Below are 15014 nucleotides of genomic sequence, written 5' to 3'. Positions count from 1 at the left end.
TTTTCAATTTTTCTTCCTCCTTACGAGATTTTATCCTTCTCTAATTTTTTCCCCTGTTTTTTAACTATTCCATCTACCACATATCGTGAAAATGGGAATGCACAGGTAAAACCTGGTGAAACTGCATTTAGTATATGGAAGGAATGCTTATCACCTTCAACAACAAAATCTTGCACGAGCTCTAATGTCTCCTTGTTCAATAGTTGAGCACGAATTCCAGGTCTTATGAATTCGCCAAAGTTTTTAGGGTTTAAATCCTTAACCATCTTTAAGGATAACTTTATAAAATAAGCTTTCTTATACTTTTTCATTTCTTCAAATGCCAGTGATCGGAAGTTAAACGAATTGGTTAAAAACAACTTTGCTTCATAGAATAATATGCTGAAAAACTCGTTAAATTTGAAATTCTGAAGTCTACTGTAGTTCTCCCGCCATAAAGCAGGGATAGCTGTTGGTCCGATTTTTATTGAGTCATTAACTGTCTTGGTATAATGTACACCTAAAAAAGGATTTGCTAAATTCGGAACCGGATATACATTTGTCTTCACATCCGATTTATTCTTGGCATACGTAAGATAGATTCCTTTAAACGGAATAATTGTATACTTCTCACCGAATTGGTAATCCTTAGCAATTTTATCTGCATATAACCCAGCTGCATTTATAAAATAATCACACGTGAAGGTTCCATTATTTGTTCGAATTTCTTTATTTAATTTCCCCCTATATTGGGTATTGCACCTGATGTCTACGCCCTTCTTTATGACTTCAGTTTTAACTGCCTGACATACCTCAATTGGATCTACAGAAGAGGTTGTTGGTGAATAAAGAGCCCACTTGCAGGTCTTTACATTAGGATCAATTAACTGTGCTTCCTGTTCTTTGAGCCACTGAAGTTTAACGCCGTTTTTCTCTGCCCGCTTTTTTAATTCTTGTAATCCCTGTAACTCTTCCTCATTTGTGGCTACCACAAGCTTCCCACACTTATTTATCTTCAGACCATGTTCATCACAATACGCCGTCAATTCCTGGTTGCCTTCTCTCGTAAACTTTGCTTTCAAGCTATTAGCAGTATAATAAAACCCAGCATGTAACACACCACTATTCCTGCCGCTGGAATGATGAGCTACATCGGATTCCTTCTCTAAAATACAAACAGACTCATCCGGAAATCTATTCTTTAATTCCCTTGCAATGGACAATCCTATGATGCCGCCCCCAACAATCAGGTAATCATAAGACTCCATGATCAACACCTTCTTTAGCCTGATACTGGAAGTTAATCTCCGCATCGTTTATCAAAGGCTGCTTAGCATCTTTTTCGGATAAAATTGGGTTAGAAGTTGGCCAGTCAATTCCAAGTGCAGGGTCATTCCAAAGTATCCCCTTATCATTCTCTGCCGAGTAATAGTCATCTACCTTATATTGAACATGTGTGTTTTCCTTCAATGTACAAAATCCATGAGCAAATCCCTTTGGAACAACAAGCATCCGATGATTATCCTCACTCAACGTAACCCCCACCCATTGACCAAATGTTGGAGAACCTTGACGAATATCTACTGCTACATCATAAATTGCTCCAGTAATGACCCTGACAAGTTTTGTCTGGGCTTTAGGATTTAGCTGGTAATGAAGGCCGCGAATAACATCCTTATTTACTGAAAGCGAGTGATTATCCTGGATAAAGTCAAAATTCAAACCATGCTCCTTAAACCTGTCAAGATTATAACTTTCCATAAAAAAACCCCGATTGTCCTGAAAAGCAACGGGTTCAATAATTTTCACACCATCAAGTTTTGTATCAATTACATTCATTATTCCCTCATCCTTTCTATTAGTTATCAGGGGAGATAGCATATAAGATCACCAATATTAAATAGCTTTGAATCAACTTTTTAACCTTCAATTGTTGTTTTTTTAGATTGAAAATCAACTAATCGCTGAAGAACAGAATCATCCACACTTTTATAAAAATAATCAATATTGTTTTTTATAGTTTCTTTATCCAAATTACTAAAATCAAATTCTAATAGTTTGTTTATCGTCTCTTCATCAAATCTATACCCAATGATTTTGGCTGGATTACCTGCAACAATGGCATATGGGGGAACATTTTTTGTTACAACTGCATGAGCCCCTATGACAGCACCCTGACCTATCTCCACTCCAGACAGAATCACAGCATTAAGTCCAATCCAAACATCATCTCCAACAGTTATTTTCCCTTTGGAATAACTTTCTGTAACACTCCAATCATTTAACACTCTATTTTTAAATGGATATGATGAAAAATGATTAAAGTAATGATTTCCGCCAAGGACAAACGTAACATTACGAGCAATAGATACGTAGTTCCCTATGGATAAGGCCTCGCCATCTACATTCCATCTTTCAACTTTCAATGGACCGTATGTCATTTTGCCTATATCTATTCCATGAAGGGAAAAGGTTCCAACAGGATACATTGAATTATGACTGTTTTTTTCTCGGAACATTTTATAGAATTTTCTTTTTCTATATTTTTTTAAATATCGATTCAAAATTTTATTAAGTATCATATGATTAACCTCACCGAAAGTTTTTAATTTATGAAATTACCAATGAATCATAGAGAAATTATAGACGCCTTTTTCATATTCATTTGTAATTGTTCTATATGTTTAACAGCTGGTAATAAATAATCTATATAGTTGTTATTAAATTCATCTTCACTTAACTCGAGGAACCAGATTATTATTAAAGAATATACGAAGAATACTCTTCCTATGTCATCAAGATGGGGACTATCTTCCTGGTTAGCTAAATATAAATCTTCAATCACATCAAAAGGCTTTCTTAACTTACCTAGAAACCATGCAATATCTAACCAACTTGGACCAACACTCAATTGTCCCCAATCAATAATGTATAGCGAACCACTTTTCCTTTCTATCAGCATGTTTTCTTCATTAAGATCACTATGCCTTAAAGAATAATGATTGTTAGGTTTTATTGCTTTGGACATTTGATTATTAACGATGCATTTCTCTACTCTTTTCATTAATTTGATACATGTCTGATTATAATTTTGCATTTCCATCCTTTTGAATATTGCAATAAAAATATCCTTGTGTACTTCCTCCTGATGACTTAGTGACAGTAAACGGAAAGCATTGCCCATAAATTTATATTTATGCCTCCAGTTAATGTTAATCTTAGGATTAGCGTTAACGCTCTGTTGAATTAATCCATCTTGTGTTAGTTGCTCTAATTTAATAGATGAGATTACTTCACTTGCTTTTATTACTTTCTGGACCTCGCCCTCATTGAAACTAGGTTTATTACCTATGATTTTCTCCATAGTAATAAGACATAAGTTAGATTCTTTATATTCTAATAGATTAACAAGCTTAGGAGTTATCTCTCTAATTGACTTATAATTCCGATACACTTTAGTATAAAAAAACAATTCATTTTCCCCTATTGTCCTTGTTAAAATTTTAGTTAAATATTTAAATTCTCTTTCTCCTTTGATTTCAGTGTGATCTATCAAGCCGAGATTAGACCCACCACCCAAATATTTATATTCAGAGGTAATTTTACTATTGCCATTTAGTGCAATTCCTGTCTCTATCTCTCTTTTCAATTGATTAAGATCTTTAAATTCTTCTTCTACAGTTTTTTGCAATTTAGCTGTTATATTTTCAATTTTGGGTGAGTCTTTAAATTTAGCTGCTTGCCTTCTATAATAAAAAAGCTTAACCCTATGGTATAAGCTTTTTAACTTATAGTTTGCTACGTGATTAGATTCATTTTTACTTAACATAAAATTCCCCACTTTTCCTCTTAGAGTTAAAGGTATCAGTGGAGCAATCCTCCCCCCACTTTATTCCTGTTCGCCTCTGCTAACCGAATTAAATATTTACCATAGTCACTTTTCTTTAATGGATCCGCCAGATGCATTAATTCTGACTCAGAAATATACCCTTTATTGAATGCAATCTCCTCTAAACAAGCCACTTTAAGTCGAGTTCGCTTTTCAATAATCTCAATAAATTGCGATGCCTCCAGTAATGACTCATGTGTGCCTGTATCCAGCCAGCCAAAACCACGACCAATCAGTTCCACCTGCAGCTTTTCTCGTTTAACATATACATTTAAAATATCAGTTATTTCCAGCTCTCCTCTGTCAGATGGTTTTACTGTTTTCGCAATATCAACTACTTGGTTATCAAAAAAATACAATCCGGTAATTGCAAAGTTGGATTTAGGGGACTCCGGTTTTTCTTCGATTGAGATTACTTTCCGATTCCCATCAAATTCAACAACGCCAAACCTTTCTGGATCATTTACATTGTAGCCAAAGATTGTTGCCCCATTTAATTGTTTTCTAACCCTGTCAAGCTGAGAAATGAACTCATGACCGTAAAAAATATTGTCACCTAAAATTAACGAAATATCGCTATCTCCAATAAAATTTTCTCCGATGATAAATGCTTCTGCCAAGCCGTTCGGTTCCTCCTGAACAGCGTAGGATAAATTTATTCCCAGCTCTTTACCATCTCCAAGAAGTTGCTCAAACCTGGGAACATCTTTTGGAGTGGAAATAATCAAAATGTCCTTTATTCCAGCAAGCAGCAACACGGAAAGCGGATAGTAAATCATTGGTTTATCATATATGGGCAATAATTGCTTGGATATTGATTTTGTTAAGGGGTATAAACGAGTTCCGCTTCCACCAGCTAATATAATTCCTTTCATAATAGACCCACCTTTTAAAATGTTTTTATAAAAAATGCATAAAAAAATAAAAGACCTAAAAAGTCTTTTACTGGTTTTGCATATTACGGATTAACTACTTATTGTTTTTTATAGCAGTAAGATAATCGCGGTTACCCTTGAGCTTATCCTCAACCCTGTATGTCATAATACGGCCAACTAAATATTGACCATAACTAAACTGGTTAAATACGTATGCTGTACCGATACATAGGGATATGGTAATTATAAATATCAGAATTGTATAAGAACCAATATTAAGTAAAGCAGGTGGTTCTATAAGTCTTAATAGATGAAAGTAAAACAAGTTTAAGAGAAAAATGCTAAATGAATAATTACTGATAAACATCACTAATCTTGGAACCCTTTTAATGTGGGAGGATATATAGATAATGAAAATTATTACTGAGCTGGAATACAGTAGCATATCAACCCTTTTCGAATTGTAATCCATAATAAATGTACTATTCATAACTAGCATTAATAATAAGGCTAGTATAGGTGTTACTATTACCCATTTTTTTCTTAGAATATTTAATAAACCCTGGTAATTCCTGCCACAATAAAATCCTAGAACGAAATAAAAAATCCATCCAGTAAATGGCATCCAATAACCTTTAGTCCATACGAAGTTTCCCACTGCACTATCGGGAGCTTCTACAAAATTAAAAAAGGCTAAATATAAAAAATTGATTAATAAGGCTATCGGAATAACCAATTTTGCAGACAACCTATTTAGATATTTACGAAATAGCAAATGGAAAAAGTAAAATTGAAAAATGATTATAATAAAATAAACTGCTGAGTCTCCGAGGAAAATACTCATTGCCAACCTGGAGGTCACATCTTGTAAAGTCCATGCTTCTACAGAAGTGAATGCATAGACAATACTCATAACCAAATATGGAAATAATAAGATTTTAACTCTTCTCTTCATAAATCCCTTAGGTACTTTCTCAGTATACTTATTTGCTAGAAGAAGCTCAGATATAAATACAAATACCGGAACTCCAAAAAGGACAGCCATATGTAAAACATATAAGCCTGTGTGATAAATGGATGGCTCCAAATAAAAATAAAATCCATTTCCAATTGCATGACCTAATGTAACAGCTAGACAAGCTATACATCGCAGCCAAAACACTTCATTAATTAGGTACTGATTTTTCATTGGAGCCCCCCTTTCGTTAATTTTTCGCTACTTTAATTATACTTGTGCAGATCTTTTCTTAAATATATCCCTCGCCATGTGTTCATGATTTTTGTATATCTCCCTTTGCCCGTAAATTTGCTTATAAAGCCATTTTTTGTTTTATAAGCAATAGAAATAACTTTCGAGGATAAGGGGATTCTAAAACTTTTAGCCAACATATTATCGTAAATTTCTATTGAAAATTTATTACTTTTTCTTTCAGCAAGGACCGTAGCGATATATTTTTTCCTATTTGAATAATATGCTTTAAGATTAAAGACATTTGAATAGTTTTCTATCTTACCAATAATTTCAAGCGTTAATAAAGTCCTTAAACATTTTGGACATTTACCACAATTATTCTTGTTAAAGAAGCAAACATTTAAATACTTATATGATGGTGTATAGTTAGAAACGAGCTCGGTTTTTTCTGTTCTAGTCATAATTGGACAAGAAGAGAAAAACCGAATCGTTTCGGTTGACAACATGCTCATATTAAATATATCAAAACTATTAGTGCTGTCATTAGTTAGTTTAAAGCGTGTAATTGGTACTCCAGCTGAATAATAGTAAATCTTAAACAACCTTTGTAAAATCAACACTGCAGACAAGCTTCTCATCGTATTGGTTTGTTTAAAATTCATTTGTAATACTTCACTAATATTACTATCAACTGAAATAAATTCTTTTCCATACTCACTAGCGTACTTTTTAGTAATTTCAGCTCTTTCTTTAAAGAGCTTTCTTGCTTTCTCCCCGCCATTATCCCCATGAGAACCTACATTAAAAAATGTATAATGAGTAATCTTATACTCCTCAGGGCAACTATTATCTAAATGATCAACAATAGTAGCAAAAGAATCTATACCACATGAAAGACCAGTACCAACAGCACCTTTACTTAGTATGGGCTCCTTAAGTAGTTCATTACATTTAATTCTGATCCTCTTATACCCATGTATTTTCACCAACAAGGGAATTAAGTAGTTGTTAATTGAATAGTATAGGTTTTGCGAAATTGGTGCTAAAACCTCCATATCACATCCATTTTTTAATGCGTAAAATAATAAGCCGACTAAAAATCCATCTGCTGATTCATCAGTTAGATATTCACCATATTTCTCTTCCACTTCATACCATAATGTATCTGACTTTTGACTGTGTTCAAATACAGCTTGTATTCTTACACCATAACTCGATTTAATGATCTCTGGGTGATAAACTTTTAACATTTTTATCAACTCCTAAATTTAAACAAGGCAAAGAACTAATCCTATTAATTTAAGACATGTGGCTTTATTATTTTTATTTAGCATTAAACTTATAAAACCTGCTTCCTAAAGTTCTTACTCCATAACTTTTTTATTTTAGTATAAATGCCCTTTCCCATGAACCTACCTATAAAGTGAGATTTTATTTTATAAGCAAATGATATAACTTTTGATGAGAGTGGAATTGTAAAGTCCCTGACCAGCATTTCATCGTAAATTTCTTCTGATAGTTTGACACTTTTTCTTTTCGAGAGAACATAAGCTATATATTGGCGTTTATTAGAATAATATGCTTTAAGATTAAAGACATCTGAATAGCTTTCTATTTTCCCAATAATTTCAAGTATCAATAGCGTCTTTAAACATTTAGGACATTTCCCGCAATTATACTTACTAAAATAACAGACATTCAAATACTTATATGAAGGTTCATAACTAGCCACCAGTTCAGTCTTTTCAATTCTTGTCATAATTGGACAACCCGAGAAAAACCTAATTGTTTCAGTAGATAACATACTCATATTAAAAATATCAAAAGCTCCCGTATCTTCTTTAATTAACCTGAACCGTTTTAAAGGAAAACCAGAAGAATAATAGTAAACCTTAAACAACCTTTGTAAAATTAACACTGCAGACAAGCTTCTCATCGTATTGGTCTGTTTAAAATTCATTTGTAATACTTCACTAATATTACTATCAACTGAAATAAATTCATTTCCATACTCATTAGCGTACTTTCTAGTAATTTCAGCTCTTTCTTTAAAAAGCTTTCTTGCTTTCTCCCCGCCATTATCCCCATGAGAACCTACATTAAAAAATGTATAATGAGTAATCTTATAATTTTTCGGACATCTGTCATCCAAATGGTCAATTATTGTCGCAAAAGAATCAATACCACAGGAAAGTCCAGTTCCAACAGCACCTTTACTTATAATGGGCTCCTTAATTAGTTCATTACATTTAATTCTGATCCTCTTATATCCATGTATTTTCACCAACAAGGGAATTAAGTAGTTGTTAATTGAATAATAAAGGTTCTGAGAGATAGGTGCCAAAACCTCAATATTATCGCCATTTTTTAACGCATAAAATAGTAATCCAATTAAAAATCCATCTGCTGTTTCATCTGTGAGATACTGACTAAATTTCTCTTCAACTTCGTACCATAATGCTTCTGTGTTTTGATCCTTTTCAAAGTAAGCTTGTATTCTAACACCAGTATTAGTTTTTTTGATCTCTGGCTTTTGAATCCTCAACATTTTTGTCAACTCCGGAATTTCATTTAATCTAAAAAATTCTTATTGACTTTGTGGATATAAATATTTTGCTTTTTTACCAGCTTCTTAATTATTTTAGATTATTGACTTCTCTATTTTATTATCAATTGCTACCAACTCCGCTTTATTAATTTTAAAGACTATATCACAGTTTTCTATCGTGCTTAATCTATGAGCTATAATAACCAGAGTCTTTTCCCCTTTTAATCCATCTATTGCCTTCATAATCTCTTTTTCTGTTTCATTATCTAGCGCTGAAGTCGCTTCATCCATAAATAATATTTCTGGATTATGATATAAGGCACGCGCAATACCAATACGTTGTCGTTGTCCACCTGAAATCCTCACACCACGTTCACCCACTGTGGTTTCTAGCTTCTCAGGAAGTTCTTCAACAAACTCCTTTAACTGAGCTTGCTCTAAAGCTCGCCACACTTCCTCATCATCAATATGTTTTTTATCAATTCCGAAGGCAACATTGCCACGGATAGAATCATCTGAAAGGAATATTGATTGTGGAATATAACCAATTTTCTGCTGCCATAACTTCTTTTGATCATGAAGATTTTTCCCGTCTATCAAAACAGTTCCTTTTTCTGGTTCGAACAATCCCAGAATGATATCAACAAGCGTTGTTTTTCCAGCACCCGACTCGCCGACAAACGCAACTGATTGCCCTATTGGTATGGTCAATGATATATCCTTTATCGAATAGACATGTTGATTAGGGTAACGAAAATACACCTTATTTAGTTTTATGGAATCTTTAAACGTTCTTTCCCCTCGATTTACTATAACTGATTCTTTATTACTCTTTACTTTTTCATTTTTATCTTTATTTGAAAATAGATCATTGTAAACAACAGATAATGCAGGTTGATTGTACCGGATACTCGTAATCAGCGATACCACCCTGGTGATGGAAGGCATTAATCGAAAAGAAGCCATAGCAAATAGCGCCATTGTCGAAACGAGTTGAGTTAAACTTGTTCCTTGGGAAACGATAATTAACATCGTAGTAAGAACGATAGACACCAACAACGTTTCAATAAACAACCTAGGAGATACTTCCAACATTTTCATATACCGACTATTATTTGCTTTGATTTGACTCTGTCCAGTATATGAGTTAATAAAAAAACTTTCTTTTCCCGATACTTTAACTTCTTTACTAGCCCCTAATCCCTGATTCACCCATTTAATCATTGTTCCGCTTACTTTTTGTTGCTCCTTCCCTAATAGACTAATCTTCTTACGAAGAAATGCAAAAAATAAAAAAACACTTCCACCTAATAAGATAGAAGCTACTAATGTTGCAATCGGAGCCGTTACTAATAACAATATTAAAATGCACGTAATGACAAGGAGCTCAGTAAATAATTGAAAACTCGACATAACGATCCCTTGAAACACCTTAGATACCTCTCCATTAACATTCCGGAGTAAATCTGCAGTATTTCGTTGCAAATGAAATGTATATGGCTTTATTAAATATTCTCTAAATAATTTCCGGGATAATTTAACTTGTTGATTTAAGATAACTCTAAACTGTGCATAGTTAAAAAGAAGTAAGTATAAATTTTTTAAAACAAATATCGCCAGTAACGTTATCACTGAAAACACAATAAAAGCAGTTGTTGATTGAAAATTAAACAGGTCATAAATATAAGTTAAAATAGCTTGTTCCTGAATAATAACAGGATCGGTAACAATCCCGACAAAGGGAACTATCAGCCCTATTCCAACCGTTTCAAATAAAGCTGCCACTATCATCATAAAGAATAGTATTAATAATTTTTTCTTTTCCCTTTTATTAAAAAGCTGCAGTAACCTTTTGATTGTTATTTTCATTATTGACACACCTTTTTTAGAAATTCTTATTACTCTGATAAACAAATTTAATAAATTAGATTAAACTAATAATAAATCTAATTTTCTAAATTGTTCTTCCGACTCTAACATTAAACTTCTGTTCGCTAATTTATTATCGAGTGAATCTTTTATCACTTTCTTTACATCCAGTTCTTCAATATCTTTAATAAAGCAGCAATTGCTTTCCATGTTTATATCTCTTAATACATTGTAGGACTTATCACTATAAATAATTGGGAAAATATTTTGATTAAACAGCAGACTTAATATAATTGAATGAAACCTAGTTCCTATTACTGTCTCACAAGTTTTATATTCATCTAGAAATTTGTTTATATTTACACTATAACTAACTACCGCTACTTGTTTAGCATATTGAGATTCCATATTTTTTAGTAAAAAATTTATAGCTCTTAAATCTCCTTCTTTTTCACAAAAAGAAAATAATTTTATCTTATAACCTAGATCTATATAATTTTTGATTATTTCGCTCATCTTTTCTATATATTTATAAAAATAATGTTTCAAACCTTTTCTCTTTTCTACATCAATGATTGAAAAGCCTATAACCCTATTATTTCCTGGTATTGCAGAATATTTGCTTTTCAAGCTAAATACGACATCTGGTGCAAATCTAACATTTTCTAAATCACCAAAAATAGTGTAAGAATAATTATCCCTAAAACAAATGTCATCAAAACTAGCGAAGAATTCTTTATGTTTCCTCATGAATAAATCATCTTCAAATGGTCCAAAGTTAGCTCCTATTATATAAGTGTTTTTATTTACTTTTTTAAATTTTTCTGGTAAGTGCCTTCTACTTTTTAACCCTTTTTCCCAGCCCACACTTTCCATAAAAATAGAACCACCTATATTTACAAAAGCATTATAATTCCTATATTTCACAATACAATCGTGTACCTTATTAAATAAATTAACTGTGCGATTCCCTATTTTTACACTTAGAGTCTTAATAATCTTGACGTTTCTATAATTTTGAAATACTATTTTGTATTTTTCATTTGCAGTTAATAAATGAAATTCAACGTTAGGATACCTATCAAATAATACTTTTAAAAATAAATCGTCCCCCAAGTTTTGAGCAAAATATGCATTTACTAATATTCTTTTTCTTTTCACCTTTATTCACACCTTTAACATTTTCATAAAGCATTTACCTCAACAAAACTTTACTTTACTGAACTAAAATTAGCTAAATAGCTTTGGAAGTTTACCTTTATTTTTACAATCATTGTAAATAATTTTTCGTTTTTTTGAATACAGATTCTTTTTAACAACTTATAGTATGTAGATGGACACTTACAGTCAAAAATATATTTGTTAAAATCGGAGTCATTCATTATATTTCTGATCATTCTAAATTTCTTGGTAATAGTTAAATTGCTGTTCACTACACTTTGCATGTGAACGAGTGATTTGAGTGAAAAGTCATTTGTAATATCACTTATATTTTCTGTTAGATTATATCTATGACATAATAGAATACCAAAGTTTTTATTATCTACTAGATAATCATATAAGTCTTCGTTAAAAATTCGGGTCAACGACTTTCTTTCGCGAATATAATACTTATATAATGGTTGGTTTACAAATACAATTGAATGAATATGGGTTAATAGAATTATATTTAAACGGGCATCCTCTCCATGACTTTTATTTTCATCAAATCTATGGTTCTTATCCTCGAACAGTGATTTCTTATATAACTTATTACAACTTGATAACAGACTAAAGTATTTATTACTTAGAATAGATGGTATTATTTGTTCTTCAATACAATTTTTATCTAATGAGCAATTAACTTTTGGCCAAACTGAAGAAATAGATGTTTCATTCATAAATAGGTTTACAGTCTTAATCTGACATACTACTATTTCTGCACTATGATTTACTGAAGATTTATTTAATTCTTCATACATTGTTGGTTCTACATAATCATCAGGATCAACAAATCCTATATAATCTCCCCTAGCAATATCAATCCCACGGTTACGAGCTGAAGAAACACCGCCATTTTCCTTATGTACAACTCTTATTCTATTATCATTTTTTGCATACTCATCACAAATTTCACCACAATTGTCAGGTGATCCATCATTGACAAGAATTAGTTCAAAGTCTTTAAAAGTTTGTGCCAAAATGGAATTTATACATTTACGAATATATAGCTCCACATTGAAAACTGGAACAATTATACTTATCTTAGGATTCATCTAACTGGCCCCTTCCTCATATAGGTTATGGAACGATTTCCAGACCTCTTCATGTGGTGTTGAGTCCATATTTCCGTTTATTAGATTGTTGGTCAAATACTCTCTTCTCTTCGGATTTTCAATTAAATACTTGACTTGTTCATATAACTCATCAACTTTACCATCAACAATTAACCCATTTAGACCATTATCAATTTGTTCATTTACTCCGGTAAAATTAGTTGTGACAATAGGCTTATATAAATACTTAGCCTCAGCCAGTGTTAAACAAAACCCTTCATGTCTTGAAGGTTGAACATAAATATCGGCAAACCTTATATATGGGTAAGGATTGATTTTAGTACCCAGTAAGATAAAATATTGTTGTAAATTATATCTTTTTATAAGCTGTTCATAATCACTTCTAGCGCTTCCCTCTCCAATGCAATACCATTTAACCCTAAAACCATCATTCTTAAGTTTAGATAGTACTTTAATCGCCATATCCTGACCTTTTTCCTTAGAAAGTCGTCCTACAGTGACAATTTTTATTCCTTCAAAGTTTTCATCCGATTCAATTTGTTCATTAGACATTTTATTAATTAATTTAGGTGAAATTATATTGGAAAATACAACAGTCTTATTTTTATTATTAGGGAATAAGTTTAGTAATTTATTCCTTGCTCCATCCGAAACGACAACAACCTTATTAAACTGTTTATGAAGTTTTACATATAATTTTTTGTTAATCTTATGTTTTTCAACATCAAAATGGATCCATGTAATTTTCTTGTTTGCATTGACTTTTTTTGCAATATAAAAATCTATGATGTCAGTAGGTCCTTGATATGCAATGGCAACATCGAATTGTTTCGAGTAATTAGGAATATCCTTAAATATATGACTATAATAAATATACCTATCGTTTAATTTTTTAGATAAAAAATAAGTGCTTATAAAAGAAGAAACTTTAAGAATTTCCCTATTTTTAACATAATCAATGACTGTTTTTTGTGGTGGTTGTGTTATTACTGGTTTTACTCTTTCATACCACATTACTTCCTCTATACTTACCCAGTTCGGAACCTGATTCAATAAGCCGCCCTTTTTATTTAATAGTAAAAGTGTAATATCATATTTTTCTTTGGGAATAGTTGAAAGCAAAGACAAAAAGGATTTTTCCACACCACCGACATTCATGCTACTTAACATAAATAATATGCTCTTTTTAATTTATCTCACCCCACCATTAGTTTTCATCGCGTAATTTCAACTTAATTTACCTCTTTGTAAACGTTTATGAAATAGTTCTCTTATAGTTTCATCACTAATTATTTGTTGAAGAGTTCTTATCATTTGATTTTCATCATACTTAACAATTATCCCTATCTCTCCATCTTTTAATTGCTCTCTAGCCCCAGTAAAGTCGGTACTAACAATAGGTTTATTGAAACACTTCGCCTCAGCCAATGTTATACAGTAACCCTCATGTCTAGAAGGCTGAACATAAATATCACATTGTCTCATAAATGGATATGGATTTGGCGTAGCGCCTAGTAATATAAACTCATTTTCTACCTCATATTCCTTTATTAATCCCTGATACTCTGCTCTAGCACTTCCTTCCCCAACGCAATACCATCTAACATTAAATCCTGCCTTTTTTAGTTTTGCTAGTGCACGAATTGCCAAATCTTGACCTTTTTCCTTACTTAATCGCCCAACCGTTAAAATTCTGACTCCATTAAAGTTATCTTCAAATCCTGGACCCTCATCAGCCATTTTTAATACTAGTTCTCGGGACATCTTATTAGGAAATGACTCTACCTTATCCTCAAACTGTGGGAATAGATTGATAAACTTCTTCTTTCCTTCTTTAGACACAACAAAGATTTTATCAAACTGTTTATAGATTCTAGCAGCAAACCTGTTATCAAATCCTACCTTGGTAATATCAAAATGTATCCATTGTACTCTTTCTTTGGCCTTAATTTTCATCGCAACAAAATAGCTTATGAAGTCCATGGGACCTGCATAAGCTATGGCGACATCATATTCATTTTTTAATTCAGGAACATTTTTTAAGAGATATCTAAAAAAGATACTTTTGTTTTTTGTCAACTTTGATAATAAAACTATAATTGAAAATGCTATTCCTTTTCCGAACTTCCCCCTATTAATAAGATTCAGTGCTGCTGTCTTTGGTGGCTTATTGAGTTCCTCTTTAATTGCAGGATATTCCTGTAAATATTCAACATGGACATGGCTTGGAATAGATCCCAAAAACCCTCCATATTTCTCTAGCATCAAAATTGTGATATCATAATCGGCTGTTGGCATTTCAGCTGTCATATTAAGTAATGCCTTTTCTGTTCCGCCAACATTCATGTTTATTAGCATGAAGATAACTTTTTTCTTCATAGACCTA

The 15014-nt window shown here is 32.1% G+C and carries 13 protein-coding genes; all 13 read right to left on the bottom strand.

What is annotated here, in order from left to right; translation table 11 throughout:
• Positions 1-20: 20 nt before the first annotated feature.
• A complete protein-coding gene (gene lhgO / locus ACE1TG_RS13160; protein WP_375052852.1) occupies positions 21-1247 on the bottom strand; it encodes an L-2-hydroxyglutarate oxidase in 1227 nt (408 codons plus the stop codon).
• Positions 1234-1818, bottom strand: coding sequence for a dTDP-4-dehydrorhamnose 3,5-epimerase (rfbC, locus tag ACE1TG_RS13155; RefSeq protein WP_375052851.1), 585 nt, complete (start codon positions 1816-1818; stop codon positions 1234-1236). The genes lhgO and rfbC overlap by 14 nt, the downstream gene beginning before the upstream one ends.
• 80 nt (positions 1819-1898) lie before the next feature.
• Positions 1899-2498, bottom strand: coding sequence for a CatB-related O-acetyltransferase (locus tag ACE1TG_RS13150; RefSeq protein WP_375052849.1), 600 nt, complete (start codon positions 2496-2498; stop codon positions 1899-1901).
• Between the two features lie 110 nt (positions 2499-2608).
• The gene (locus tag ACE1TG_RS13145; protein ID WP_375052848.1) at positions 2609-3808 is read right to left on the bottom strand and encodes a phosphotransferase family protein; all 1200 of its coding nucleotides are present in this window, start codon (positions 3806-3808) and stop codon (positions 2609-2611) included.
• A 35-nt stretch (positions 3809-3843) separates the two neighbouring features.
• A complete protein-coding gene (gene rfbA, locus ACE1TG_RS13140; protein WP_375052847.1) occupies positions 3844-4743 on the bottom strand; it encodes a glucose-1-phosphate thymidylyltransferase RfbA in 900 nt (299 codons plus the stop codon).
• A 94-nt stretch (positions 4744-4837) separates the two neighbouring features.
• On the bottom strand, positions 4838-5932 hold the full coding sequence (locus ACE1TG_RS13135; protein ID WP_375052846.1) for an acyltransferase family protein: 1095 nt from the start codon (positions 5930-5932) through the stop codon (positions 4838-4840).
• A gap of 32 nt (positions 5933-5964) precedes the next feature.
• The gene (locus ACE1TG_RS13130; RefSeq protein ID WP_375052845.1) at positions 5965-7185 is read right to left on the bottom strand and encodes a hypothetical protein; all 1221 of its coding nucleotides are present in this window, start codon (positions 7183-7185) and stop codon (positions 5965-5967) included.
• A gap of 89 nt (positions 7186-7274) precedes the next feature.
• Positions 7275-8483 carry a hypothetical protein gene (locus ACE1TG_RS13125; protein ID WP_375052844.1) on the bottom strand — a complete coding sequence of 403 codons (1209 nt, stop codon included), beginning with the start codon at positions 8481-8483 and terminating at the stop codon, positions 7275-7277.
• 93 nt (positions 8484-8576) lie between these two features.
• The gene (locus ACE1TG_RS13120) at positions 8577-10352 is read right to left on the bottom strand and encodes an ABC transporter ATP-binding protein (protein WP_375052843.1); all 1776 of its coding nucleotides are present in this window, start codon (positions 10350-10352) and stop codon (positions 8577-8579) included.
• 60 nt (positions 10353-10412) lie between these two features.
• On the bottom strand, positions 10413-11513 hold the full coding sequence (locus ACE1TG_RS13115) for a polysaccharide pyruvyl transferase family protein (RefSeq protein WP_375052841.1): 1101 nt from the start codon (positions 11511-11513) through the stop codon (positions 10413-10415).
• A 50-nt stretch (positions 11514-11563) separates the two neighbouring features.
• On the bottom strand, positions 11564-12607 hold the full coding sequence (locus ACE1TG_RS13110) for a glycosyltransferase family 2 protein (RefSeq protein WP_375052840.1): 1044 nt from the start codon (positions 12605-12607) through the stop codon (positions 11564-11566).
• A complete protein-coding gene (locus ACE1TG_RS13105) occupies positions 12608-13786 on the bottom strand; it encodes a glycosyltransferase (RefSeq protein ID WP_375052839.1) in 1179 nt (392 codons plus the stop codon).
• A 69-nt stretch (positions 13787-13855) separates the two neighbouring features.
• Positions 13856-15007 carry a glycosyltransferase gene (locus tag ACE1TG_RS13100; protein ID WP_375052838.1) on the bottom strand — a complete coding sequence of 384 codons (1152 nt, stop codon included), beginning with the start codon at positions 15005-15007 and terminating at the stop codon, positions 13856-13858.
• Positions 15008-15014 lie beyond the last annotated feature (7 nt).

It is taken from the genome of Virgibacillus sp. JSM 102003, assembly GCF_041949995.1.
Classification (GTDB): domain Bacteria; phylum Bacillota; class Bacilli; order Bacillales; family Amphibacillaceae; genus Lentibacillus.
The sequence above is the reverse complement of the archived record's forward strand: the minus strand, read 5'-3'. Positions and strand labels throughout refer to the sequence as shown.